Source organism: Pedobacter sp. D749 (genome assembly GCF_019317285.1).
Classification (GTDB): Bacteria; Bacteroidota; Bacteroidia; order Sphingobacteriales; family Sphingobacteriaceae; genus Pedobacter.
On sequence record NZ_CP079218.1, the window covers coordinates 3,110,709 to 3,134,507 of the forward strand.

Here is a 23,799-nt window from a genome sequence, read left to right on the forward strand (position 1 = left end):
AATGCAAAGCATCTTATTTACAAGTTATACTATGCGAATAGAACCTCTACCCCTGCCATCTAAACCCGATGGCAGTGAGCATGAAGCGCAGCGTAATAAAACGGACAGCGGGACTATCAGAACTAAAGAAACGCAGGTATTGCTTTTCAATAAAAGATCTATCATGTGTCTTTGTTTCTAATAACCCATGTATGAAAAGATGCTTTGTGCCTCAACATGACAGCAGAAAAAAGATTAAAACAGTAACGGGATGGAACCAAGCCTAAAAGCTTCTGCAATTGCTTTCCGATCAATTTCAATATAAATTCAATCCCCTAAAATGAATTCTGCCTGATGAATCTCCAATGATTATTGCCACATAAAAATTAATGTTAATAAATTATCAATTAAGGGGTTCTATAATTTAAAAATTTAATTAGATTTGCCGACTTGTTAAAAAACAGCGAAAGACAAATTATTTTAAACAAACAATGCAAGGAAAAGGTTTTATTAAGTTTATAGCGATAGTATTGGCTATCGTTTGTGCGTACGCACTTTCTTTTACTTTGGTAGCATCCAAGGTAGAAAAAGACGCAAAAAACGCTGCGAAGGGTGATTTAGCCAAAGAAAAGGCTTACTTAGATTCGATGAGTACCGTAAAAGTTTATCCATTAGTTGGATTTACTTATCAAGAGGTAAAAGCGAAAGAGATTAATTTGGGTCTGGATTTAAAAGGCGGAATGAACGTAACGATGGAAATATCGTTGGCGGAGTTGGTAAAATCATTAGCGGGTAACCCTACTGATGCGAACTTCAACAAAGCAGTTCAGAATGCACAGATTCAATTAAATGCCGGTGGTAAAGATTACATCAAAATTTTTGTTGATGAATTCGAAAAGTTAAGCCCGGGAGTAAAACTTGCAGATTATTTTTCTAATCAGGATAACGCATCTCAGTTAAAACCTAGTGCAAGCAATAGCGATGTTGAATCTTTCTTAGAAAAAGAAGCAACCAGTGCTATTGATCGTTCATTTACAGTTTTACGTTCACGTATTGATGGTTTCGGAGTAGTTAGTCCGAACATGCAAAAACAAGAAGGTAGCAACCGTATCTTAATCGAAATGCCAGGTGTACAAGATAAAGAGCGTATTGCTAAACTTTTACAGGGTTCTGCCGAATTACAATTCTGGCAAGTTTACCAGGTACAAGAAGTTGCACCATTATTAGAAAACATTAATAAAATTTTAGCGGCAACATTAAAAACTGATGCACCAGCTGCTAAAGATACAACGGCTGCTCCGGCTGCTGGTGGTAAATTAGCTGGCTTAGAAAAAGCTGCTGCTAAAGACACCACCGCTAAAGGTGGCAAGCTTGCTGGCTTAGGTAAAAAAGATTCGAGTGCAGTTAAAGCCGAATTGATGAAATCTAACCCATTGTATGCTGTTCTTAACTTACCGATTTATCAAGGCGAAAACGGACAACAACAATTAATGCCTGGTGCTGTTGTTGGTATGTCGTTACAAAAAGATACTGCTAAAGTTAATGCTTATTTAAAACTTCCTGAAGTTGCTGCATCTATTCCATCTACGATGAAATTTATGTGGAGTGTTAAACCTAGAGAAGGTTCGAAAATTTTCGAATTATATGCAATCAAAGTGGTTAGTGCCGATGGTAAACCAGATTTAGGTGGTGAGGCAATCAGCGATTCGCGTGCAGATTTTGACCAAAAGGGTAAACCAGAGGTAACCATGTACATGACCAGCGAAGGTTCTGCTAAATGGAAAAAAATTACTGCTGAAGCGGCTGCTGATCCAAACAATAAAAAATCTATTGCAATTGTATTGGATAACCAGGTTTATTCTGCTCCTACTGTTCAGAATGAAATTGCTGGTGGTGTTTCCTCAATCACGGGTAACTTTACCCAGGCAGATACTAAAGATTTATCCAACATCTTAAAAGCTGGTAAATTGCCTGCTCCTGCGCGTATTGCAGGTAGCTACGTAGTTGGTCCTACTTTAGGTGCACAAGCTATTCACGATGGTTTAATCTCATTCGTAATTGCCTTTATCGTAATCTTAATCTTCATGGCGTTGTATTATCACCGTGCAGGTTGGGTTGCTAACTTTGCATTGTTAATCAACTTATTCTTCATCATTGGTATCCTGGTATCACTTGGTGCAGTATTAACATTACCTGGTATTGCTGGTATCGTATTAACCATTGGTTTATCGGTAGATGCAAACATCCTTATCTTTGAGCGTGTACGTGAAGAGCTTGCGCATGGCAAGAACACCGCTACGGCAATTAAAGAAGGTTTTAAACATGCAATGCCGTCGATTATCGACTCAAACGTTACCTTATTTATTTTAGGTGCTATCCTTTACGTTTTCGGTAGCGGTCCGGTTCAAGGTTTCGCAACTACTTTATGTATTGGTATCCTTTCATCATTATTTGCAGCTGTAGCCATTTCGAGAGTAGTTTTCGAATCGTTATTAAACCGCAAAATCGATGTAAGTTTCGATAATAGCCTAACCCGTAATGCATTTAAAAACTTAGCATTCAACTTTGTTGGCCGTCGTAAAATCTATTATATTATCTCTACCATCATTATTATTGCTGGTATTGGTATGTATTTCAAAAATGGCGGCTTAAACTTAGGTGTAGATTTTAAAGGGGGAAGAACTTATTTGGTTCACTTCGATAAATCAGTTAACACTGAAGATTTAAAAGCTAAGTTAAATCCGGTTTTCGGTAACGAAACGCCAGAGGTTAAAACTGCAGGCGAAGATAGTCAGGTAAAAATCACCACTACTTTCCACATCGAAGATCAGGACATTAAAACTGATAAAGTTGTAGAAGATGCTTTAAACAAAGGTTTAGCCGGTTCTAAATACGAAATTGTAAGTTCACAAAAGGTAACGCCGATTATTGCAAGCGATATCGTAAACGGTGCTTTCTATGCCGTATTGATCTCATGTTTATTCATGTTTATCTACATCGTAGTACGATTCAAAAAATGGCAGTATGGTTTAGGTGCTGTAATCGCCTTGTTCCATGATGTGTTAATGGTATTATCTTTCTACACTATTTTAGATGGTATTATGCCATTCTCACTAGAAATTGGTCAGGATTTCATCGCAGCAATTTTAACGGTAATGGGTTACACCATGACAGAGACAGTTGTTGTATTCGACCGTATCCGTGAGAAATTAAAAGAATCGGGTAAAGAAGATTTACATGGCGAAGAGCGTAACAACTTAATCAACTTCGCGTTGAACAGTACATTAAGTCGTACCATCTTAACCTCATTAACCGTATTCTTCGTATTATTGGTAATCTTCATTTTCGGTGGCGATAGCATACGTGGGTTTATCTTCGCATTATTGATAGGCCGTATCATTGGTACATACTCATCATTATGTATCTCTACTCCTATCGTAATCGATTTGGGTAGCTCAGCTGAGAAAAAATAAGAGATTAAAATCTTAAAATATATAAGCGCTTCGATTTATCGGGGCGCTTTTTTTATGCCAAACCTCGTAGGTTTTAAAAACCTGCGAGGTTTAAAAGACAAAATGCACAAAGCTTTTCATTTATTTTGAAAAGCAAATCCTGTGGTTCTTCGGTTTCGACAATCCTGCTGTCCGTTTTATCCCGATGAAGGATCGGAATGCTCACTGCCATCAGGTTTATTTAACCTGAATCTGTGCTACAAAACTGCAAAAACCGCCTTCGTCATACCAGCGTTATATATTGATCAATCAGGTGAAATAGTGGCCAAAACCTCAATTATTAAACCTTTTGGCTATGTTTTTGTTACTTTAGCAATAGATAAAACCGATACGAAAATGGATTTACAACTTCCAAAAAGCGAATACCCCAGAGTAGTGATTGTTGGTGGCGGATTTGGTGGGATTGAGTTAGCTAAACGTTTAAAGAACAAGCCTTTTCAGGTGGTTATGCTTGATAAACATAACTATCATACTTTTCAACCTTTGCTTTATCAGGTGGCTACCGGAGGCTTGGAAGCAGATTCGATTGCTTTTCCTTTACGGAAGATTTTTAAAGGACAAAAAAATCTGATTTTCCGCGTGACCAAAGTTACGGAAGTAAATGCTGCCGAAAACTGTTTACAAACTGACATAGGCAGAATCAATTACGATTATCTGGTTATCGCCACAGGTTCTACCAGCAATTTTTTCGGCAATAAAGAAATTGAAGCCAATTCGATGCCGATGAAATCAATTCCAGAAGCATTAGATTTAAGAAGTTTGATTTTACAGAATTTCGAAAAATCGCTGATCGAAAAAGATGCAGATAAAAAAAGTGCCCTATTAAACTTTGTTGTAGTTGGCGGTGGTCCAACAGGCGTTGAAACCTCCGGTGCCATTGCAGAGCTTAAAAGACATGTAATTCCTAACGATTATCCGGAAATGGATTTGAGCAAGGTTAACATTTACCTGATCGAAAATTCACCAGAATTATTGGGCGTAATGTCGCTTCAGGCACAAAAAAAAGCCAAAGATTTCCTTACCGATATGGGCGTTCAGATTATGAATGAAACCAGGGTACTGGGTTATGATGGACATACACTCACCTTACAGGATAAAGCACCAATTTTAAGTTCAACCGTAATCTGGAGTGCCGGCGTTAAGGGTGAGGTTTTAGCAGGTTTAGATAAAGCTGAAGTGGTGAGAGGCGGCAGATTAAAAACAGATACCCAAAATTTAATAGTAGGGTATCAGAATATTTATGCCATAGGCGATGTGGCTGCAATTATCGACGAAGAAACACCTAATGGTCACCCGGGAGTAGCTCCGGCAGCCATTCAACAAGGTCATCACCTGGCTAAAAACCTGATCAATATCAAAGAAAACAAACCTTTGGAGAAATTTAAATATTTCGATAAAGGCTCTATGGCCACGGTAGGTAGAAATAAAGCTGTTGTTGATATCGGTAAAATCCGTTTCCAGGGTGTTTTTGCGTGGTTTACCTGGATGTTTGTTCACTTAATGACCTTGGTAGGCTTCAGAAACAAAATCATTGTTTTCGTAAACTGGGTTTGGAGTTACTTCAGCTACGATCGGGGAACCCGTTTAATTATCAGAACCTTTGCAAAAGATCGAAGTGTGGATTATAGGGAAGAAGTGAAGAGTGAGGTACATTAGTTCATTTGTCATTGGTTGATTGGTGAATCTCCAACGCCTAATGGTTCATAGTTGATAGTATGTTGGTTAATAGCCTAAGTGCATATAGCCACACGCTAATGGTTTATAGTTGATGGTTCATGGCCAAAATGGTTAATTGTTATAGTCGGAACCATCAACTTTCAACCGAAATATTAGCAAGCAGGCTATAAATCCATCATGCACCCTGGCTATCAACTAACCTAACCATGAACCATCAACTATAAATTCAAATTCTTTCCTTATTTTGTCAAAAATTCCACTAGCCAAAAATATGAGCCAAAACAATTTCAAATTAGTAGAGTGTCCGCGCGATGCCATGCAGGGATTACACGATTTTGTTCCCACTGCGCTTAAAGCCGAATATTTAAATCTTTTGCTTCAGGTGGGTTTTGATACCCTTGATTTTGGAAGTTTTGTTTCACCTAAAGCCATTCCGCAAATGGCAGATACAGTCGATGTTTTAGCACAATTGGATTCAAGTAACACCTCTACAAAGCTTTTGGCCATTGTGGCGAATTTAAGGGGTGTAGAGGATGCGGTAAAGCACAAAACGATTGATTACCTTGGTTTCCCTTTTTCAATTTCTGAGACGTTCCAGCAGCGTAATACCAATTCGAGCATATCACAATCATTAAATACGGTCGAAGAAATGTTCTCCCTTTGTGCTAAAAATAACAAAAAAGCGGTGGTTTATTTGTCTATGGGTTTTGGAAATCCTTATGGTGATGAATGGAATTATGAAATTGTAGAAAAATGGGCTGATGTTCTCGTGAATAAAGGGGTAGAGATTTTATCGCTGGCTGATACCGTAGGTGTTTCCACTCCGGAAAAAATAGAAAGTATATTACCTAAGATGATTTCAAGGTTTAACAATACAGAAATTGGTATTCATTTACACTCCACTCCTGCTGAGCGGTTTGAAAAGATCCAAGCTGCTTATCATTCGGGTGTAAAGCGCATAGATTCCGCTTTAAAGGGCTTTGGCGGCTGCCCAATGGCTGCAGATGATCTCACAGGTAACATTGCCACTGAAGATGTGATCAGTTTTCTTCATAATAAAGGAGAAAATTTAAATCTGAATATGGATAAATGGAATGAGGCAATGAGGTTATCCGGGAAGATATTTGGGTAGTTTTGTTTTCCCCAATCCCATAACAAAAGTCGTCATTGCGAGGCACGAAGCAATCCTACTACTGTGGGTGGGTAACTTACTTCAAATCCAACGATCGCTTTAAGATTGCTTCGTGCCTCGCAATGACGGAATTATTAAACCAATTCTTCATATAAATCAATCCAATCTGGATTTTTAGATACAATCAAATCTATTTTCTGCTGACGGCTTCCACCTTTTACCCTCTTTTCTTCATCAATCGCTTCTTCAATATCAGGGAAAAACAAGTAATAAACTAACTTATAACATTTATATCTTGAAGTAAAGCTTTTAGGAAATTTGCTGTTTTTATGTTTCCAAACCCTGCCCTGTAAATCTGAGGTTACACCAGTATAAAAAACGGTATTAAAAGAATTTGTCATGATAAAACGCATCCTCCTCTCTCCATTTTTAGTTTTGATTAAATTATTTGTCTTTCCGATGACTCAACATAGCGACCGCATTAAGATTGCTTCGTACCTCGCAATGACGATATCACTTTAAACCTTCTTCACCATTTTAAAATGCTGAATCCCAGCTTCCTCAAATTGATCACCCTCAGCAACAAAACCAAACTTAGCGTACAAACTCATGGCATCTAATTGCGCATTCAGGTAAATATAATGTGCATCTTCTGGCAGATCAGATAATGCCTCTGCAATTAGTGCCCGGCCAACTCCCTGCCCTCTAAAATCTTTTAAAACCGCAAAACGTTCAAGCTTATACCCAAGGTCGGTTTTACGCCATCTACAGGCACCGCAAGGTTGTCCGTTATTTGTAGCCAGAAAATGTATAGACTCATCTTCATGCTCCCACTCCAGTTCCGGCGGACAATTCTGTTCGTCTACAAATACAATTTTACGTATAGCAAATACTTTATCTAAATCTTCGGGATGGTTAACTTTTTGAACGTGCAGACTCATTATCGTGGTGTTTAAAGTGTTTATTCGTTTTTAATTTCGATTCATTTAGCTCTTTCGCTACATCTATCGAATGTGAACAATGAATATCGGCCTCTTTTTTGGCAAGTGTGGCAATCGCAACGTAAAATTTATGTAACTGATCCAGTTCTTTTTCACTCAGATCTTCAATATCAACCATTCGGTTACTTGCCCCCTGCTGTGCAGCAATCAATTCATTTAATTTTAACTGGATCGCTTTACCATCTTTATTCTGTGCTTTCTGGATCAAAAAAACCATCAAAAAGGTAATAATCGTTGTACCTGTATTAATCACCAACTGCCAGGTTTCAGAATAATTAAACAGAGGGCCGGTTACTGCCCAAATAATTACAATAGCGGTTGCCGCAATAAATGCAACAGAACTACCGGTAAACTTGGTTGCCGCATTAGCGAATTTCTCAAAAAAATTATTTTCTTTAGTATCGTTTTTAGATTTTGCCATCACAATTTGTTTGCTTAAATATAACCATAAAACAAACAAAAGCGCCATAAGTTTTTAAACCCATGGCGCTTTTGTTTAATTATTGAATGATTGATTTTTTGAATGGTTGAATGTAAATCCAATCCTCAAAAACCGATCAAATCTTACAGCTTATCGTTAACGTTGATACAGTTCAGATCTTCGAAAGCAGTAGTTAAACGCTTTACAAAAGTTTCTTCACCTTTACGTAACCATACACGTGGATCGTAATATTTTTTATTTGGTTTATCATCGCCATCAGGGTTACCGATCTGGCCTTGAAGATAAGCTTCATTCTTTTTGTAATATTCTAAAATACCTTCCCAAAATGCCCATTGCATGTCAGTATCAATATTCATTTTAATTGCACCATAAGAAATTGCTTCTCTGATTTCTTCCTGAGTAGAACCAGAACCACCGTGGAATACGAAATTAATCGGTTTCTCTGCAGTTAGGCTGAATTTTTCTTTAATAAAATCCTGAGAATTTTTCAAAATTACCGGTTGCAATTTTACGTTACCTGGTTTATAAACACCATGTACGTTACCAAAAGCAGCAGCAACAGTAAAACGAGGAGAAACTTTGCTTAATTCTTCGTAAGCATAAGCCACTTCACTAGGCTGAGTATATAATTTAGAGCTGTCTACATCGCTGTTGTCAACACCATCTTCTTCACCACCTGTAACGCCAAGCTCTATTTCGATAGTCATGTTCATTTTAGCCATGCGTGCTAAGTATTTAGCAGAAATTTCCATGTTTTCTTCGATAGATTCTTCCGATAAATCCAACATGTGAGATGAAAACAAAGGTTTGCCAGTTTCAGCGAAGAATTTTTCACCGTGGTCTAAAAGTCCATCAATCCAAGGCAATAATTTTTTAGCGGCGTGGTCGGTATGTAAAACCACGGCAACACCATAATGTTCTGCCAATAAATGTACATGTTTAGCAGCCGATACAGCTCCTAAAATACATGCTTGCAATTTCTCATTATCTAATGATTTACCAGCATAAAACTGTGCACCTCCGTTAGACAATTGAATCATAACAGGCGAATTTACTGCCTTAGCAGTTTCCAATACCGCGTTAACCGTATTGGTACCGGTTACGTTTACTGCTGGTAAAGCAAACTGATGTTTTTTAGCCTGCTCAAACAATTCTTGAACGGCATCTCCGTAAATTACGCCTTTGTAGCCTTTTAAACTCATTTCTTGTTAATTTTATTAAGTCCGAAGTTATAAAAAAAAATAACATTCCAAGCTTTTGTAACAACAGAATTATTTGCCTGACAGCAAAACAAAGCCTATTTGGTGTAAAAAACACATTATCCTTAGTGTAAAAAAGACACACTTCAGTTTTCAATTCGAAGTTCACAATGGGCAAATACAGGTTTTCAATTACTTCAGCTACTTAGCTATTAAGCGTCAACCAATTAACTATCGACTATTTTTACGTCTAATAAGGTTCGACTTTATTTTATTTTTCGTTTCTTTGCAATCCAATTCTTCAAAAAATTATATGGCTTGGTTTAAAAGAGAGAATAAAGGTATCATTACCACAACAGAAGAGAAAAAAGAAGCACCAGATGGTTTGTGGAATAAATGTCCTAATTGTAAGAAACCGCTACATCAGGCAGAACTTCAGGAAAACAAATACGTTTGTCATTACTGTAATTACCATCTGAGAGTGGGCTCAAAAGAATATTTCGAGGTTTTATTTGATAATAATGAATTTAAAGAGCTGTTCCCTAACTTAACATCAGGAGATCCTTTAAACTTTAACGATAACAAACCTTATACCGATAGAATTAAGGAAAGTCAGGCTAAAACCGGCTTAAAAGATGCTATCCGGGCAGGTGTCGGTAAAATTGAAGGTCAGGATCTCGTTATTGCCTGTATGGATTTCGCTTTTATCGGTGGTTCAATGGGTTCGGTTGTAGGCGAAAAAATTGCACGTTCAATTGATTACAGCATCAAACATAAAGTTCCGTTTTTGATGATTTCTAAATCAGGTGGTGCACGGATGATGGAAGCTGCATTTTCATTAATGCAAATGGCTAAAACTTCAGCTAAACTCGCCTTATTAGGTCAGGCTAAAGTTCCATACATTTCTTTATTAACCGATCCAACTACGGGCGGCGTAACGGCCTCTTATGCCATGCTTGGCGATATCAACATTGCCGAACCAGGCGCTTTGATTGGTTTTGCCGGTCCGAGGGTAATTAAAGAAACCATTAAAAAAGATTTACCGAAAGGCTTCCAAACCTCCGAATTCGTTCTGGAACATGGTTTCCTTGACTTTATCGTTGACAGAAGAGCTATGAAAGCTAAATTGGGCGCTTTTATCAAAATGATGAATAATTAGTTGGTTCAATAGTTCATTGGTCATTTGTTCATTAGTACAAGTTGCCCAGTAAACAAATAAACTATAATAAGAAAAGCAGGGCTTGAAGAACTTCGGTTGATTCAGTCCTGCTTTTTGCTTCTCCCGATTTTACATCGGGACCACGACAATCAGGTTTAAATTGCATAGCCAGTGGTTCTCATAAGGGGTTTTTCTAGCGAGTGTAAGTTTACCACAAAGGCACCAAGACACAAAGAAAAAGACTACACCTAACTTAGGTGAACTAAGGTGCCTTAGGTGGTCAAAATATACTGGGTCTTAACACCAACTCTTGCAACATTTCCATTAACATACCCCAACCTTAGTCCATATTTCATAAATTAGTGCATCAAATAATCAACCTAACTAGTTATGAATAAAAAGCTACTATTTTCTACCCTATTCTTGTGCGCTTCTGTAAACGTTTTTGCGCAAGACAGGAAAGTAATCGACAATATTGTTAAAGAAGTAAACGAAAACTCTCAATTAGAGAAACTCGCTCACGAACTTTTAGATGTTGTTGGTCCTCGTTTGGTTGGTTCTCCACAAATGAAACAAGCAAATGATTGGGCAGTTAAAAAATATAGTGATTGGGGCATCTCCGCAAAAAATGAAAAATGGGGCGAATGGGCCGGCTGGGAAAGAGGCATTACGCATATCGATCTTGTAAGTCCGCGTGTACGCACTTTAGAAGGTACACAATTGGCCTGGAGTCCATCAACCAATGGTAAAGCTATTACTGCAGAAGCGATTATCCTTCCAGAAATTACCGATTCAGTATCCTTTCAGAAATGGTTACCCAATGTAAAAGGTAAAATTGTTTTAATTTCCATGAATCAACTTTCTGGCCGACCAGAAAAAAACTGGGAAGAATTTGCTACGAAAGACCTTTTCGAAAAGTTTAAAAAAGAAAAAACTGATGCTACTAAAGCATGGGCCGCAAGCCTTGCTAAAACCGGTTTAACCGCCAAAATCCTTCCTGTAGCTTTAGAAAATGCAGGTGCTGTGGCTGTAGTAATCAATAATTGGTCGCAGGGTTTTGGCGTAGATAAGATTTTTGGCGCAAATACCACAAAAGTGCCAACTTTAGATTTATCTGTCGAAGATTATGGCCTGGTTTATCGTTTGGCTTTAAATGGCGACAAACCTAAGCTTAAAATCGAGGCAGACTCTAAAAAATTAGGTACTGTACCTACTTTTAATACTATCGCAGAAATTAAAGGCACACAAAAGCCAAATGAATATGTGATGCTTTCGGCACACTTCGATTCGTGGGATGGCGCAAGCGGCGCTACCGATAATGGTTCTGGCACCATCCTAATGATGGAAGCCATGCGCATTTTAAAGAAAATCTATCCTAATCCAAAACGCACCATTTTGGTTGGCCATTGGGGAAGTGAAGAGCAGGGTTTAAATGGTTCAAGAGCTTTTGTAGAAGATCATCCGGAGATTGTAAACAACCTCCAGGCCTTGTTTAACCAGGATAACGGAACAGGCCGCGTGGTTAACATTGGCGGACAAGGCTTTGCTAAATCAAAGGATTACATCACCCGTTGGTTGGCCGCAGTACCGGATACGATTAAAAACCAGATCAAAACCAGTTTCCCTGGAACACCGGGCGCAGGTGGGTCAGATTTTGCTTCATTTGTAGCTGCCGGGGCATTAGGTTATTCATTAAGTTCTACCAGTTGGGATTATGGAACATATACCTGGCACACCAATCGCGACAGTTATGATAAGTTGGTTTTCGATGAAATTAGAAGCAATGTGATTTTAGCTACCATTATGGTTTATATGGCTTCAGAAGATCCTGAAAAAACCTCAACCGAAAAAGCAACAGATTTACCGGTTAACGAACGTACCGGAAAACCATCTACCTGGCCGGTACAAACGAAATCGAACAGAAAAGGTGGGTTATAGATAAAGAATTTGAATATAATTTAAAGGAGCATTTGGAAACAGATGCTCTTTTTTGTTTCCTCGATTCGTCATTTCGAGCGGAGTGCAACGCAGTCGAGAACCACGTAGTGCTCAGCTAAGCTAAATCTATTGAGGTAGATCTCTCCATTCCACTGCGTTCCAGTCGAGATGACGATACTTTTGATTGACATCAATGCCTACTCCTCTTTCTTCTGAAACTTGTAAAACAAATACCCTAAAAAAGGTAAAATCAATACACTTCCCAATAAAAGTGCTAAGCCCAAACTGTAAATAGTTTTTTCTGGTCCAGCTGTTTCCAATAGCGAGATTGCATCTCCGCTTTTTAAACGGATAAAGTTTGGAAAGTGGGCATAACTAATTGCCAGGAGAATCATCGTCACCTGGAAGCCCGCTAAAATGCGTAAAACCTTGGTTTTACCTTTAATCAGCAGATACCATAACAATATCAGCGATAAACTCGCCAAAACAATGGCCGATAAACCCACATTACTTTTAAAAACCCAGTCGGTTAATGGAATTTTATCTCTTTGGGCTGCAATAAAAACCATGGCACCAAAAACTACTGCAGCAACATTCATAAATTCGGCTTTTTTAATAAACCGACACTTATCATGGGCTTCGGTTGTTTCACCAATAAGATAGATGGCTGCCAGGAAACCGCAAAGCGCCACCGTAAAGAAGCCTACAGCGATTGAAAACCAATTTAACCATCCCGATATATAGGCGGTATAAAAATCTGTCGCTTGCGTGTCGATATGGCCCGAAATTAAGCTTCCGGCAATTATACCCAGAAACAAAGCCGTTACAAAACTCGAATACCGAAATATCCGGTTGTATAACCACTGCATATCATCTTTCACGGCATCATAATGGCGGAATACAAAGGCAGTACCACGGGCAATAATCCCAATGAGCATAATGGCCAAAGGGATATGAAGGTAAACCGACATGGTGGTATAAATATGTGGGAAACCCACAAAAAGGATCACAATAGCAATGATCAGCCACATGTGGTTGGCCTCCCAAACCGGACCAATGGCCTGATACATGGTTTTACGGGTTTTACTCCTGTTTTTTGTTGAAGTAAAGAGTTCTATAATCCCCGCGCCAAAATCGGCCCCGCCCAATAAAAAGTAGAGCAGAATGGCCATGCATAAAAATGTAATTACAACATCTTTCATAATTTATTTTTTTGCCACAGATTTATACAGATGAACACAAATTTCAAAGAAGTTAAGCAACATACATCAAAATTTTTATCCGTGTTCATCCTTTTTATCTGTGGTTAATTAATTCGTTTCAGATTTGTTATAGAGTACAGGTACCATTTTAATCTGCCGGTAAAGTAAAAACGTTACGATAATGCTTAGCGAAACATAAATTGCCGAAAAGATGTAAAATGAGTAAGCAATACCGGGCATCGGCGTAACGGCATCTTTAGTGCGCATAATGCCATAAATAATCCAGGGTTGCCTGCCAACCTCAGTAACTACCCAACCGGCCTCTAAAGCGAGGTAGCCAAGCGGAATAGCAAAGACGAACAGTTTTAACAGCCAACGCTTTTCCGTTAAAGGTTTCTTTTTAAAAAGGATGAAGAAATAGGTTAAGGCTATCAAAAGCAGTAGTGTGCCTATCCCCACCATAATCTGGAAAGCGTAATGGGTTATAGCGACTGGTGGATGTTCATTTTCCGGGATCTGATCCAAACCCTTAACTTCAGCTTTAAAATCGCCATGTGCCAGAAAACTTAAAGCGCCTGGAATTTTGATCGCACCTTTTACCGTTTTATCCTTCTCGTTTACGATGCCACCGATCAAAAGCGGAGCAGGTTTTTCTGTTTTATACAATGCTTCCATTGCAGCTAGCTTTGCAGGCTGACGTTTGGCTACGTCTTTTGCAGAGATATCGCCACTTAATGGCTGTAATAAAGCAGCAATACAGGCAAATACAGCCGCTATTTTAAAAGCTTTTAAATGGAACACCGCATTTCTGTCCCTTAGGATCATTAAAGCATGTACACCTGCCACAGCAAAACCCGTTGCGGTAAATGCGGCCAAACACATGTGTAAAGCCTGACTAAACCAGGCCTTGTTGAGCATGGCCTGAATGGGATCGATGTTGAGGTATTGTCCGTTTACAAAATCAAAACCTGCCGGACTATTCATCCAGGCATTGGCGGCCACTACGAGTATTCCGGAGGCCAAACCACTTACCCCTACTACCATTCCTGTAAACCAATGGAACCATTTATTTAACTTATTCCAGCCGTAAAGAAAAAAGCCAAGGGCGATCGCTTCAATAAAAAAAGCTGTTCCTTCCAACGAAAAAGGCATTCCGAATATCGGTCCGGCATGATCCATAAATTTTGGCCAAAGCAAGCCCAGTTCGAATGATAGCATTGTACCGGATACTGCACCGGTAGCAAAAAATATGGCCACCCCTTTACTCCAGGCTTTTGTGAGGTTTTTATACACCTCATCGTTTGTTTTAAGCCATTTGTAATGGGATACGGCCATAAAGAATGGCATCACCATACCGATACAGGAAAAAATAATGTGAAAGCCTAATGATAAGGCCATTTGGGAACGGGCTGCTATAAAATCATCCATGGGCTGTAGATTTTGAATTGTAACAAATATAGTTGTTAAACACTAAAGCCTATGGTAATTCAATGACGTTGAAAGGATTATTTTAAATATAGAACGTTTATAAATTGAAAATAGATTTGGAGGTTGGTTGTTGCAGCAATGATTACTTGGTTTAACCACAGATGTGCACAGATAAACACAGATTTTGGAAGCATCATACCATTATCTATGCACATCCTTTTTATCTGTGGTTAATAAGCTCATGATTGTCTACCTCCCTTTTAACTCATCATAAGCGGTGGTTAAACTCCTTTGAATCAACTCGGAAAATTATTGTTAACCAGGTTATATCCAGCTCCCCTCCTAATTTAGGAGGGGCCAGGGGTGGTTAACGAATAAATATTTACACCCCTTTCAGCTCATCATAAGCAGCAGTTAAACTTCTTTCAATGCCTTCTCCTTTCCATTCGGGTGCATTTGGGATCGTAGTCGTTTTTAAAATATCTTCTTTGCTTTTACCTGCTTTAATTTCGCCGCCCACAAAAGTTAACAGGTTTTGAAGATAATTTTGATAAGCTTTAACATCAGCTTTATTTCCGGTTACTTTTTCCGGATCAAGGCTATGTCCCCAGATAAATAAGGTATCATTATCAAACTGGTTCTGGATTTTATCTAAAGCAGTAATCCAGTTGCCAATGTGTGCGCCATTTTCTCTATCAATATATGGAAATTTACGGTTAAAAACCAGATCACCTACATGCACGATATTGGCATTTTCGAAATGGTAAATAGCATCGCCATTGGTATGCCCTGAACCATAATAATAAGCTTTAATATTTTCGTTGCCCACTTTCGCGCTCCATTTTGTACCGAAAGTGGTATCAGGCAAAAGCTGTTTATCTAAATTATTTGCTTTCTCTGCGCCTCTTTTTTGGTTTACCAATGAATTTTGGTGTGCGACTACTTTTTCAGCCAATCCTTTAAAAGAAATATTCCCAGCGGTATGATCGCCATGGTGATGCGTGTTGATCAAATATTTGAAAGGCTTTTCTCCCAGTTTTTTTAATTCGTCTATTACATGAGGTGCTGTAGTCGGGAACTGTGCATCTACCACTACAAAACCATTGCTCGAATTTAACCAGCCAATAGTTCCACCCTGTTCGGTAAATATCCCAACATCGTTACGGAGCGGTTTAAAATTATAAGCACGCAACAGCTCTTGCTGCCCAAAAACATCTGTTTTATAAATTGAAAGCAAGGCCACTGCCAGTGCAGAATTTTTGATAAATTTTCTTCTTTCCATTTTGGGATTAAGCTAAAAAACCACAGCAAATGCTGTGGTTTAAATTTAATGATTTAGATTCTGAAATAACAAATTATATACCAGAACCCGGTGTGGTACCTGGCTCGTGCCCAGGACCAAAGGAATTATTCTTACGGTCTTTATCTTTGTTAAACAGATTGGTCGTTACTTTTGATGATTTATTTTCATCTAAAGTTCTATCTTCTTTAATATCTTCTGCGGTTTTATCCAGTAAATCGTTCTCAACAACTTTACCTTTTTCTTTATTCGTTTCCATAGTAATTGTAAATTGATATACTATAGGAACAAGCTAAAAATAAGATTGTTTTTATTAATCCACTTCTAATGTTTGGTGGCTCACCAAACAAATAGTAAAACTACTCTAGTCTTAGTGTCTCGCTAAGGCCTCTCAATTAATCTTGTCTCCATGCAAAAAAAGTCTTAGCGAGACGCTAAGACCAGTCTAGGATTCTACAACATTGCTCCAGGCAATTTCCCCATTTCATGGATGCATCCGAAAGAATGAAATTTCCTTTTGTGGATTTTATTGAAATGGTTTGAAGATTCGAAAGAAAACGGATTGAAGATAAATTTGTAAATGTGTTTTCTTTTTTCGTTTAATTTTTCTTCCAACTTTGCGTTTTCCAGATTCGGAGTGTTGTGGTTCTTTTCCATGACGATATAGGTTATTGAAAACCTGGTGGGTTTTCAGGGTTAACAATTTTAATACTTAATAAAAGCTTTTTTAAATTTGCTTAACCTTATACCATGGGGTTTATGATAAGGTTTCGTTCTGGAACTATATTAAAATGGCGTGGATTGCCTTATGTTTAATTAAATTTAAGCTTAATTTTTGAGTTTTGCAAGTTAATTTTTGGGAGTTAAATATTATTGCGCTAAAATCTAAGGGGCATTTTTTGGAAATCAGTTGCAGTAGTACTTGGGAAGATATACTCCTGCTCTTCACTTTATCCCGAAAAAATCGGGATGTTCGTTCCGATCAGGTTTAGGTGGCGCAGCCAGTAATACTATTTGGGGTTGCTGGGCGCAGCGAATTTGTTTTTAAAATGAATCTTATCTTGCATCATACAACCTTAAATAGCAGCACCAGCTTAATGGAGTTAAACCTGATTGAAGCGGTACCGGCCAAGTGCTTAAAGCCTGCAGGCGTATAGCGTAAAGCAGGAAGAAAATTAAAATGAATTACTGCATATCCTTTTCAGAAAAAAATGATTAATGGTTTGCCCACAAAAAAAGTCCCAATTTTCACCGGGACTCTCCTATTTGGTTAATGATATTTTATACTAAAGCATTCTGCTTCACTACCATTTTAACTTTTTCGATTACGTAATCCAAATCCTCTTTAGTGGTATATTTACTAAATGAAAAACGCACTGAAGGACGATTTGGATCGGCATTGATACCATTTAGCACATGTGAGCCAATGTTTGAACCTGAAGAACAGGCACTACCGCCTGAAGCGCAGATACCATTGATATCCAAATTGAACAATAACATATCGGCCATGTCCATTTCAGGGAAAGAAACATTTAATACCGTATATAAACTTTTATCGGCATCGGTTTCGCCATTAAAGCCAATACCTGGGATTTCAGCAATTAACTGTGTTTTTAGATAATCTTTTAGGCCTTGAATGTACGACTGATGATGATCCATTTCTGAATAAGCAATTTCTAAGGCTTTAGCTAAACCCACAATACCATATACATTTTCGGTACCGCCACGCATGTTGCGTTCCTGTGAGCCACCGTAAATCATTGGTGGGATTTTAATATTGCTGTTTACGTATAAAAAGCCAACGCCTTTTGGCCCGTGAAGTTTATGTGCAGCACACACAATAAAATGTGCTTTAAGCTCGCGTACGTTGTGTGGATAATGGCCCATAGTCTGAACGGTATCGGCATGGTAAATAGCATTGTATTTCTCGCAGATATCGCCAACTTTAACCATATCGGTTAGTGTGCCCAATTCGTTATTGGCATGCATCAATGAAACGAAAGTACGCTCGTTATTTTGAAGCAGTTCTTCTAAATGGTTATAATCGATATTCCCTTTTTCATCAATATTAACGAAACTTAATTTATCGATCTCGCCATTTTTAAGCATCGTATTTAAGGTATGCTCAACAGCATGGTGCTCTATTTTTGAAGTTATAGCATGTTTAATGCCATAAGCTGAAATTCCGCAACGGATAGCTGTATTATCGGCCTCTGTGCCTCCGGAAGTAAAAAATATCTCAGACGGAGATGCATTTAACAGACCTGAAACGGTTTTACGGGCTTTCTCCACGAGTGTTCTCACCTCACGGCCAAGTGCATGAATGGCAGATGGGTTACCAAAGTAATTTTCCATCACGTTTGTCATTTCTGCGATTACTGCTGCATCTAAAGGCGTTGTGGCCGCATTATCTAAATAGACCCTTTTCATTTCTATGAATATTTAAAAGTTTTTTGTTGCAAAGATGCCTTGTTAAGGGCAAGCTCTGATTTAAATGCCCAAGGTTTAATCGTTATATTAAACCCTGAACAGGTATGCTTGATCCTGAAACCTTAAAAGATTAAAGGTGTAATATTTCTTTAATGTCAGAAATAATTTTGTTAGCCAAATTCTCGGCAATGGTTTCATTTTCTGCCTCACTGTAAATCCTGATGATCGGTTCCGTATTAGAGCGGCGCAAATGTACCCAGGTTTTATCAAATTCTATCTTCAAACCATCAATTGTACTATATGGCTGATTTTTATATTTCTCTTCTACCTGTTTCAATAAATTATCGATATCCATTTCTGGCGTAAGGGTAATCTTATTTTTAGAGATGTAGTATTGAGGATAGCTGGCCCGAAGTACAGAAATAGATTTACCAAACTTAGCCAAATGTGTTAAAAATAAAGCAATACCCACCAAAGCATCTCTACCATAATGCGATTCAGGATAGATGATTCCACCATTACCTTCACCACCGATTATGGCATTTGTCTCTTTCATTTTGTTAACTACGTTTACCTCACCTACTGCCGATGCATTGTATTCAGCACCTGCTTTTTCGGTTACATCGCGTAAAGCACGGGTTGATGAAAGATTGGAAACTGTGTTTCCAGGTGTATTTTTCAATACATAATCGGCAACAGCAACTAAGGTATATTCTTCGCCAAACATGCTGCCATCTTCGTTTACAAAACATAAACGGTCAACATCAGGGTCTACTACAATACCTAAATTTGCGTTCTGTTTCTGAACTTCTTTCGATATTTCAGTTAAGTTTTCAGGAAGTGGTTCAGGATTGTGCGGAAAATATCCGTCTGGTGTACAATATAATTCTACTACCTTATTCACTCCCAAAGCTTTTAATAAAGCAGGAATAAAAATACCGCCGGTTGAATTTACACAATCGATTACTATTTTAAAATCAGCTTTTTTAATTGCCTCAACATCAACCAATGGTAAGGCTAAAACTTTATCGATGTGTTTTTGAAGATAAGTATCGTTTTTTATTACTTTACCTAGTTTATCTACCTCAGCGAAGTCAAAATCAGCACTTTCTGCTAAATCTAAAACTTCTTTGCCATCTGCATCGCTAATAAATTCTCCACTGGCATTTAATAATTTTAAGGCATTCCATTGTTTTGGGTTATGGCTTGCGGTTAAAATGATTCCACCTCCTGCATTTTCGTCAGGCACCGCAACCTCTACCGTTGGCGTAGTAGATAAGCCTAAATCGATTACCTCAATACCCAGGCCTTGTAGCGTTCCAATAACCAGATTATTCACCATCTCACCTGAAATACGCGCATCGCGGCCTAAAACTATTCTTTTATTGCCTGTTTTTTGTACCACCCAGCTACCGAAGGCAGCCGTAAATTTAACAATATCAAATGGCGTTAAGCCGTCTCCGGCCCTTCCACCGATGGTTCCCCGTATTCCTGAAATCGATTTTATTAAAGTCACTGTATATAATTTGATGAGGCTCAAAAATAAGAAAAAAAACAAGATAGCTGCTATTTTACCCAGCTTCTGCAAGTTAATTTACATTGTTTTTATATCTATAAACACCATGTAATTAGTAGAGATAAGTTTCAATATCAAAATCAAAGATATGTTCTATTTTGAGTTCTTTTTAAAAAACAGGCATCTTATCAACCGGTGTATTAAAACCTTAATAATTTATTACATCAGGTACATCTGCGATTCAATCTCCGCAAAGCACAACCGCTGGCTTATTAATTTCTATGCAATAATGTTGCATAAAACACCACTCGAAACTTTACTAGCGATTGTAAAACCTTATATTTGCATCTTTTTAAGATACAAACGGCTTTTATATGCAGCGCAAGTGGTTTCAATATTGGTTTAATTCGCCATATTATCATATTCTTTACCAACAACGAAATGATGCTGAAGCTGAATTCTTCATAGATAAACTCACGGATTACCTTCATCCAAAAGCCGGTGCTAAAATGCTCGATATTGCCTGTGGAAAAGGCCGGCATTCTATTTATCTGAATAAAAAAGGCTTTGATGTTACAGGAATAGATTTATCAGAACAAAGCATAAAATATGCCAAGCAATTCGAAAACAGCAAATTACACTTCCTTGTTCACGATATGCGGAGGCTTTTTTACATCAATTATTTTGATGTAGCTTTAAACTTGTTTACCAGTTTTGGTTATTTTGATACAGAAAAAGACCACGTAAATGCGCTTAAAACTTTTCGTAAATGTTTAACCGCAGATGGGATTTTGGTGCTTGATTATTTTAACACGGAGAAGATTATCCGCAATTTAAATTCCTGTGAAACAAAATCATTAGATGGTATCACTTTTCACATTACCAAAAATGTTATCGATGGGAAAATTATTAAAAAGATAAATTTCGAAGACAAGCAAAAAGTGTATCATTTCGAAGAGCGGGTACAGGCATTTAGCTTTGAAGATTTCGAACGGATGTTGAGCAAAGCGGGGATGGTTATCGAAAAGATGTTTGGCAATTATGACTTAGCTGATTTTGACGAAAACAACTCAGACCGATTAATTTTAATCTGTAAAAAAGCATGATAGAAAGCATACAGCAATTTGATGTAGAATTGTTCTTGAAAATCCACCGCGGACTTTCAAACGGCTTTTTTGATTGGCTGATGCCTTTAATGCGCAACCGTTTTTTCTGGTCGCCACTTTACCTTTTTATTGTTGTTTTTTGCATCAGGCAATACAAAAAACAAGGTTATTATATCATTGGAATGGCGTTATTTACCTTTGCCATGGGTGATTTAATTGCCTCCAGGGTTATAAAGCCCTGGGTATCACGTGTGAGGCCTTGCAATGATTTAAGTTTATCAAACGACATTATCCATCGCGTACCTTGTGGAAGTGGTTTAAGTTTCCCATCGGCTCACGCTACCAATCATTTTGCTATAGCTGTTTTTTTAATCTGCATTTTTTACAGCAGATGGAAACCTATTTTACCTATTGGCCTGATTTGGGCGTTTATTATCAGTTTTGCTCAGGTATATGTTGGCGTTCATTACCCTGTCGATGTAACAACCGGCGCCTTATTAGGAATCACAATTGGCATGATTTGTTCGAAAATATTTAAAAAATTACAACCTGATTTTTAACCTATGGAAATCTGGAAACTCTGCGTACTCTTTTTCTGTGCCTTTTTAGGCGGAACGGCTATCTTTTTGGTTAAAAGTGATAAATCTAAATTACTTAAACTGATTTTATCTTTCAGTGGCGCCTATTTATTTGCCATTACGGTTTTACATTTAATTCCAGATGCCTACAGCGGACCTGATAAAACTGAAATTGGTATATTCATACTGATTGGTTTCCTTTTGCAGATCTTCTTAGAGCAATTTTCAGAAGGTGTAGAACATGGCCATATCCATAAACATCATGACGGGCATGTTTTCCCTTTCGGGATTATGATCAGTTTGTGTTTACATGCCTTTTTAGAAGGGATGCCGCTGGCAAAAGAGCAGCATAATGAATTGATTTTTGGTATTTCGCTACACCATATTCCTGCAGCATTTGCATTGGCGAGTATATTAATGCAAAACCATTATAAGAAAGGCAGCATTGTATTTTACCTGATTGTTTTTGCGATTATGGCACCCCTTGGCTTTTATGTAAGCGTTGGTTTAAGTAACGGTACTATTGGTGGCCTTGATGCTTATTTCAATAAAATTATGGGCATTGTGATTGGTATTTTCTTACACATTTCTACCACCATCTTATTTGAATCGAGTGCCGATCATAAAATCAATACCCGCAAAATGATTGCCGTTTTATTGGGCATTGGTGTAGCATTGATTGGTTTCTTTGCCGGACACTAATTCAGCTGGCAGTTTTCAGTTGGCAGTTTCCGATTAGACTATTTGTCAATTAACCGATTTGGACAGTTAATCAATTGACTAAGGAAATATCCGTGTTAAACGTTTAATCGTTTATACATTTAGCCTTTATGAAAAAACATCTGTAAATTCGTATATGGATGAGATTGTAAATGAACCTGTTGTGGCCTATCAAAAAAGGCACTATACTGTTGAAGAATACCTGGAGATGGAAAAGGTATCAACAGAAAAACATGAATATTTTCAGGGAGAGATATTTACAATGTCTGGTGCTGGCGATAACCACAATGAGATTTTCAGTAATGTTTTTATAGAAATAGGCAACAAACTTAAAGGTAAGCCATGCAGACCCTATGGAATTGATAAACGAATGAATATTCCCGAAAATACATTATTCACCTATCCTGATATTTCCATTTATTGCAATGGTTTAACGCATAGTGATGTTGACGAAGACACCTCAATTTTACCAACTGTAATCGTCGAAATCCTTTCGCCATCAACCCAAAATTACGATAGAGGCAAAAAGTTTATGCTTTATAAAGATATTCCTTCATTAAAAGAATATATTATGATCGATTCGCAATCTATTTTGGTTGAAGCTTATTACATTGATCATGAGCAAAATTGGGTACTCAATAAACATGAAGAACTTACTGATGTGCTAAGTTTTGTTTCGATGGGGTTCGATGTAGCGCTAAGCGATATTTATTATTATGTTACCTTTTGAAATCGGAGATCTCAACTCTATTTGTTTTAATTATTAAAGCGCAAACCCAAACACCTGTTAAAACAAAAGCCGTTTTAAACGTTTAATCGTTTATATATTTAACCTTTTCAAAAAAACATCTGTAAATTCGTATATGGATGAGATTGTAAATGAACCTGTTGTAGCCTATCAAAAAAGGCATTACACTGTTGAAGAATACCTGGAGATGGAAAAAGCATCAACAGAAAAGCATGAATATTTTCTGGGAGAGATATTCGCCATGTCTGGTGCTGGCTTTAACCATAATCTTATCTTTTCAAATGTTTTCGGGGTTCTTGCTCATAAACTAAAAGGATCTAAATGTATTCCGTTTGGCAGCGATATGAGAATGAATGTCCCAGAAAATACGCTATTTACTTATCCTGATATTTCCATTTATTGCAACGAAATTAAACATTTAAATGAAGATGAAGACACTATTTTGCAGCCAACTGTCATCATCGAAATCCTTTCGCCTTCAACCAAAAATTATGATAAAGGCAAGAAGTTTAACCTCTATAAAGATATTCCTTCGTTAAAAGAATACATCATGATCGATTCGGAATCGGTCTCGGTAGAGGCTTATTATATCGATGAAGAAAAGAATTGGGTGCTCAATCAACAGAAAGAGCTTTCTGAGGCATTAACCTTTGTTTCGATGGGGTTCAATGTAGCGCTAAATGATATTTATTATTATGTTACCTTTTGAAATCGGAGAGCTTAACCCTATTT

Annotated in this window: 20 protein-coding genes; 10 read left to right on the top strand and 10 right to left on the bottom strand. The window is 37.8% G+C overall.

The window, feature by feature from the left end:
* Positions 1–470: 470 nt before the first annotated feature.
* From secDF to KYH19_RS12540, 3 genes are all read left to right on the top strand, one after another.
* Positions 471–3,452: a protein translocase subunit SecDF gene (secDF, locus tag KYH19_RS12530; RefSeq protein WP_132403871.1), complete on the top strand. Its 2,982-nt coding sequence runs from the start codon at positions 471–473 to the stop codon at positions 3,450–3,452.
* A gap of 375 nt (positions 3,453–3,827) precedes the next feature.
* Entirely contained in the window at positions 3,828–5,147 is a 1,320-nt protein-coding gene (locus tag KYH19_RS12535; RefSeq protein WP_219075364.1) for an NAD(P)/FAD-dependent oxidoreductase, read from the top strand.
* Positions 5,148–5,439: 292 nt separating this feature from the next.
* On the top strand, positions 5,440–6,300 hold the full coding sequence (locus KYH19_RS12540) for a hydroxymethylglutaryl-CoA lyase (RefSeq protein WP_219075365.1): 861 nt from the start codon (positions 5,440–5,442) through the stop codon (positions 6,298–6,300).
* Positions 6,301–6,434: 134 nt separating this feature from the next.
* Here the strand turns inward: KYH19_RS12540 and KYH19_RS12545 are convergent, their stop codons facing one another.
* The 4 genes from KYH19_RS12545 to fbaA all read right to left on the bottom strand — a co-directional run bounded on the left by KYH19_RS12545 (position 6,435) and on the right by fbaA (position 8,945).
* Positions 6,435–6,701 carry a GIY-YIG nuclease family protein gene (locus tag KYH19_RS12545; RefSeq protein ID WP_219075366.1) on the bottom strand — a complete coding sequence of 89 codons (267 nt, stop codon included), beginning with the start codon at positions 6,699–6,701 and terminating at the stop codon, positions 6,435–6,437.
* A gap of 117 nt (positions 6,702–6,818) precedes the next feature.
* The gene (locus KYH19_RS12550; protein ID WP_219075367.1) at positions 6,819–7,241 is read right to left on the bottom strand and encodes a GNAT family N-acetyltransferase; all 423 of its coding nucleotides are present in this window, start codon (positions 7,239–7,241) and stop codon (positions 6,819–6,821) included.
* A complete protein-coding gene (locus KYH19_RS12555; RefSeq protein WP_219075368.1) occupies positions 7,216–7,722 on the bottom strand; it encodes a low affinity iron permease family protein in 507 nt (168 codons plus the stop codon). Before KYH19_RS12555 ends, KYH19_RS12550 begins: the two co-directional genes overlap by 26 nt.
* A 143-nt stretch (positions 7,723–7,865) precedes the next feature.
* Entirely contained in the window at positions 7,866–8,945 is a 1,080-nt protein-coding gene (gene fbaA, locus KYH19_RS12560) for a class II fructose-bisphosphate aldolase (RefSeq protein ID WP_029276269.1), read from the bottom strand.
* 310 nt (positions 8,946–9,255) lie between these two features.
* Here fbaA and accD point away from each other — a divergent pair, with 310 nt between their 5' ends.
* Together accD and KYH19_RS12570 are read left to right on the top strand one after the other, a co-directional pair.
* Positions 9,256–10,101, top strand: coding sequence for an acetyl-CoA carboxylase, carboxyltransferase subunit beta (gene accD, locus KYH19_RS12565; protein ID WP_121286775.1), 846 nt, complete (start codon positions 9,256–9,258; stop codon positions 10,099–10,101).
* A 390-nt stretch (positions 10,102–10,491) separates the two neighbouring features.
* Positions 10,492–12,039 carry a M20/M25/M40 family metallo-hydrolase gene (locus KYH19_RS12570; protein WP_132403892.1) on the top strand — a complete coding sequence of 516 codons (1,548 nt, stop codon included), beginning with the start codon at positions 10,492–10,494 and terminating at the stop codon, positions 12,037–12,039.
* Between the two features lie 197 nt (positions 12,040–12,236).
* On the opposite strand, the gene KYH19_RS12575 is transcribed toward KYH19_RS12570, so the two are convergent.
* From KYH19_RS12575 to glmM, 6 genes are all read right to left on the bottom strand, one after another.
* Positions 12,237–13,241, bottom strand: coding sequence for a cytochrome d ubiquinol oxidase subunit II (locus tag KYH19_RS12575; protein WP_219075369.1), 1,005 nt, complete (start codon positions 13,239–13,241; stop codon positions 12,237–12,239).
* Between the two features lie 108 nt (positions 13,242–13,349).
* Positions 13,350–14,669 carry a cytochrome ubiquinol oxidase subunit I gene (locus KYH19_RS12580; RefSeq protein ID WP_219075370.1) on the bottom strand — a complete coding sequence of 440 codons (1,320 nt, stop codon included), beginning with the start codon at positions 14,667–14,669 and terminating at the stop codon, positions 13,350–13,352.
* Between the two features lie 382 nt (positions 14,670–15,051).
* Positions 15,052–15,951, bottom strand: a complete 900-nt coding sequence (locus tag KYH19_RS12585; protein WP_219075371.1) for an MBL fold metallo-hydrolase — start codon at positions 15,949–15,951, stop codon at positions 15,052–15,054.
* Positions 15,952–16,024: 73 nt separating this feature from the next.
* The gene (locus tag KYH19_RS12590) at positions 16,025–16,228 is read right to left on the bottom strand and encodes a hypothetical protein (RefSeq protein WP_025143865.1); all 204 of its coding nucleotides are present in this window, start codon (positions 16,226–16,228) and stop codon (positions 16,025–16,027) included.
* Positions 16,229–17,250: 1,022 nt separating this feature from the next.
* Positions 17,251–18,399 carry a cysteine desulfurase family protein gene (locus KYH19_RS12595; protein WP_219075372.1) on the bottom strand — a complete coding sequence of 383 codons (1,149 nt, stop codon included), beginning with the start codon at positions 18,397–18,399 and terminating at the stop codon, positions 17,251–17,253.
* A 130-nt stretch (positions 18,400–18,529) separates the two neighbouring features.
* The gene (gene glmM / locus KYH19_RS12600; protein WP_132404162.1) at positions 18,530–19,915 is read right to left on the bottom strand and encodes a phosphoglucosamine mutase; all 1,386 of its coding nucleotides are present in this window, start codon (positions 19,913–19,915) and stop codon (positions 18,530–18,532) included.
* Positions 19,916–20,289: 374 nt separating this feature from the next.
* Between glmM and KYH19_RS12605 the strand changes: the two genes are divergently transcribed.
* The 5 genes from KYH19_RS12605 (at position 20,290) to KYH19_RS12625 (ending at position 23,776) form a co-directional block, all read left to right on the top strand.
* Complete coding sequence (locus tag KYH19_RS12605) at positions 20,290–21,021, top strand: bifunctional 2-polyprenyl-6-hydroxyphenol methylase/3-demethylubiquinol 3-O-methyltransferase UbiG (RefSeq protein WP_219075373.1); 732 nt, start codon at positions 20,290–20,292, stop codon at positions 21,019–21,021.
* Positions 21,018–21,581, top strand: a complete 564-nt coding sequence (locus KYH19_RS12610) for a phosphatase PAP2 family protein (RefSeq protein WP_219075374.1) — start codon at positions 21,018–21,020, stop codon at positions 21,579–21,581. Before KYH19_RS12605 ends, KYH19_RS12610 begins: the two co-directional genes overlap by 4 nt.
* A gap of 3 nt (positions 21,582–21,584) precedes the next feature.
* A complete protein-coding gene (locus tag KYH19_RS12615) occupies positions 21,585–22,301 on the top strand; it encodes a ZIP family metal transporter (protein ID WP_132404171.1) in 717 nt (238 codons plus the stop codon).
* Between the two features lie 154 nt (positions 22,302–22,455).
* A complete protein-coding gene (locus KYH19_RS12620) occupies positions 22,456–23,049 on the top strand; it encodes a Uma2 family endonuclease (protein ID WP_219075375.1) in 594 nt (197 codons plus the stop codon).
* A 133-nt stretch (positions 23,050–23,182) separates the two neighbouring features.
* The gene (locus KYH19_RS12625; protein WP_219075376.1) at positions 23,183–23,776 is read left to right on the top strand and encodes a Uma2 family endonuclease; all 594 of its coding nucleotides are present in this window, start codon (positions 23,183–23,185) and stop codon (positions 23,774–23,776) included.
* Positions 23,777–23,799: the final 23 nt, after the last annotated feature.

Excerpts from the sequence above, each read along its gene's own strand:
- secDF (WP_132403871.1), top strand. The coding sequence starts at position 471 with ATGCAAGGAAAAGGTTTTATTAAGTTTATAGCGATAGTATTGGCTATC.
- KYH19_RS12535 (WP_219075364.1), top strand. The coding sequence starts at position 3,828 with ATGGATTTACAACTTCCAAAAAGCGAATACCCCAGAGTAGTGATTGTT.
- KYH19_RS12540 (WP_219075365.1), top strand. The coding sequence starts at position 5,440 with ATGAGCCAAAACAATTTCAAATTAGTAGAGTGTCCGCGCGATGCCATG.
- KYH19_RS12545 (WP_219075366.1), bottom strand. The coding sequence starts at position 6,701 with ATGACAAATTCTTTTAATACCGTTTTTTATACTGGTGTAACCTCAGAT.
- KYH19_RS12550 (WP_219075367.1), bottom strand. The coding sequence starts at position 7,241 with ATGAGTCTGCACGTTCAAAAAGTTAACCATCCCGAAGATTTAGATAAA.
- KYH19_RS12555 (WP_219075368.1), bottom strand. The coding sequence starts at position 7,722 with ATGGCAAAATCTAAAAACGATACTAAAGAAAATAATTTTTTTGAGAAA.
- fbaA (WP_029276269.1), bottom strand. The coding sequence starts at position 8,945 with ATGAGTTTAAAAGGCTACAAAGGCGTAATTTACGGAGATGCCGTTCAA.
- accD (WP_121286775.1), top strand. The coding sequence starts at position 9,256 with ATGGCTTGGTTTAAAAGAGAGAATAAAGGTATCATTACCACAACAGAA.
- KYH19_RS12570 (WP_132403892.1), top strand. The coding sequence starts at position 10,492 with ATGAATAAAAAGCTACTATTTTCTACCCTATTCTTGTGCGCTTCTGTA.
- KYH19_RS12575 (WP_219075369.1), bottom strand. The coding sequence starts at position 13,241 with ATGAAAGATGTTGTAATTACATTTTTATGCATGGCCATTCTGCTCTAC.
- KYH19_RS12580 (WP_219075370.1), bottom strand. The coding sequence starts at position 14,669 with ATGGATGATTTTATAGCAGCCCGTTCCCAAATGGCCTTATCATTAGGC.
- KYH19_RS12585 (WP_219075371.1), bottom strand. The coding sequence starts at position 15,951 with ATGGAAAGAAGAAAATTTATCAAAAATTCTGCACTGGCAGTGGCCTTG.
- KYH19_RS12590 (WP_025143865.1), bottom strand. The coding sequence starts at position 16,228 with ATGGAAACGAATAAAGAAAAAGGTAAAGTTGTTGAGAACGATTTACTG.
- KYH19_RS12595 (WP_219075372.1), bottom strand. The coding sequence starts at position 18,399 with ATGAAAAGGGTCTATTTAGATAATGCGGCCACAACGCCTTTAGATGCA.
- KYH19_RS12605 (WP_219075373.1), top strand. The coding sequence starts at position 20,290 with ATGCAGCGCAAGTGGTTTCAATATTGGTTTAATTCGCCATATTATCAT.
- KYH19_RS12610 (WP_219075374.1), top strand. The coding sequence starts at position 21,018 with ATGATAGAAAGCATACAGCAATTTGATGTAGAATTGTTCTTGAAAATC.
- KYH19_RS12615 (WP_132404171.1), top strand. The coding sequence starts at position 21,585 with ATGGAAATCTGGAAACTCTGCGTACTCTTTTTCTGTGCCTTTTTAGGC.
- KYH19_RS12620 (WP_219075375.1), top strand. The coding sequence starts at position 22,456 with ATGGATGAGATTGTAAATGAACCTGTTGTGGCCTATCAAAAAAGGCAC.
- KYH19_RS12625 (WP_219075376.1), top strand. The coding sequence starts at position 23,183 with ATGGATGAGATTGTAAATGAACCTGTTGTAGCCTATCAAAAAAGGCAT.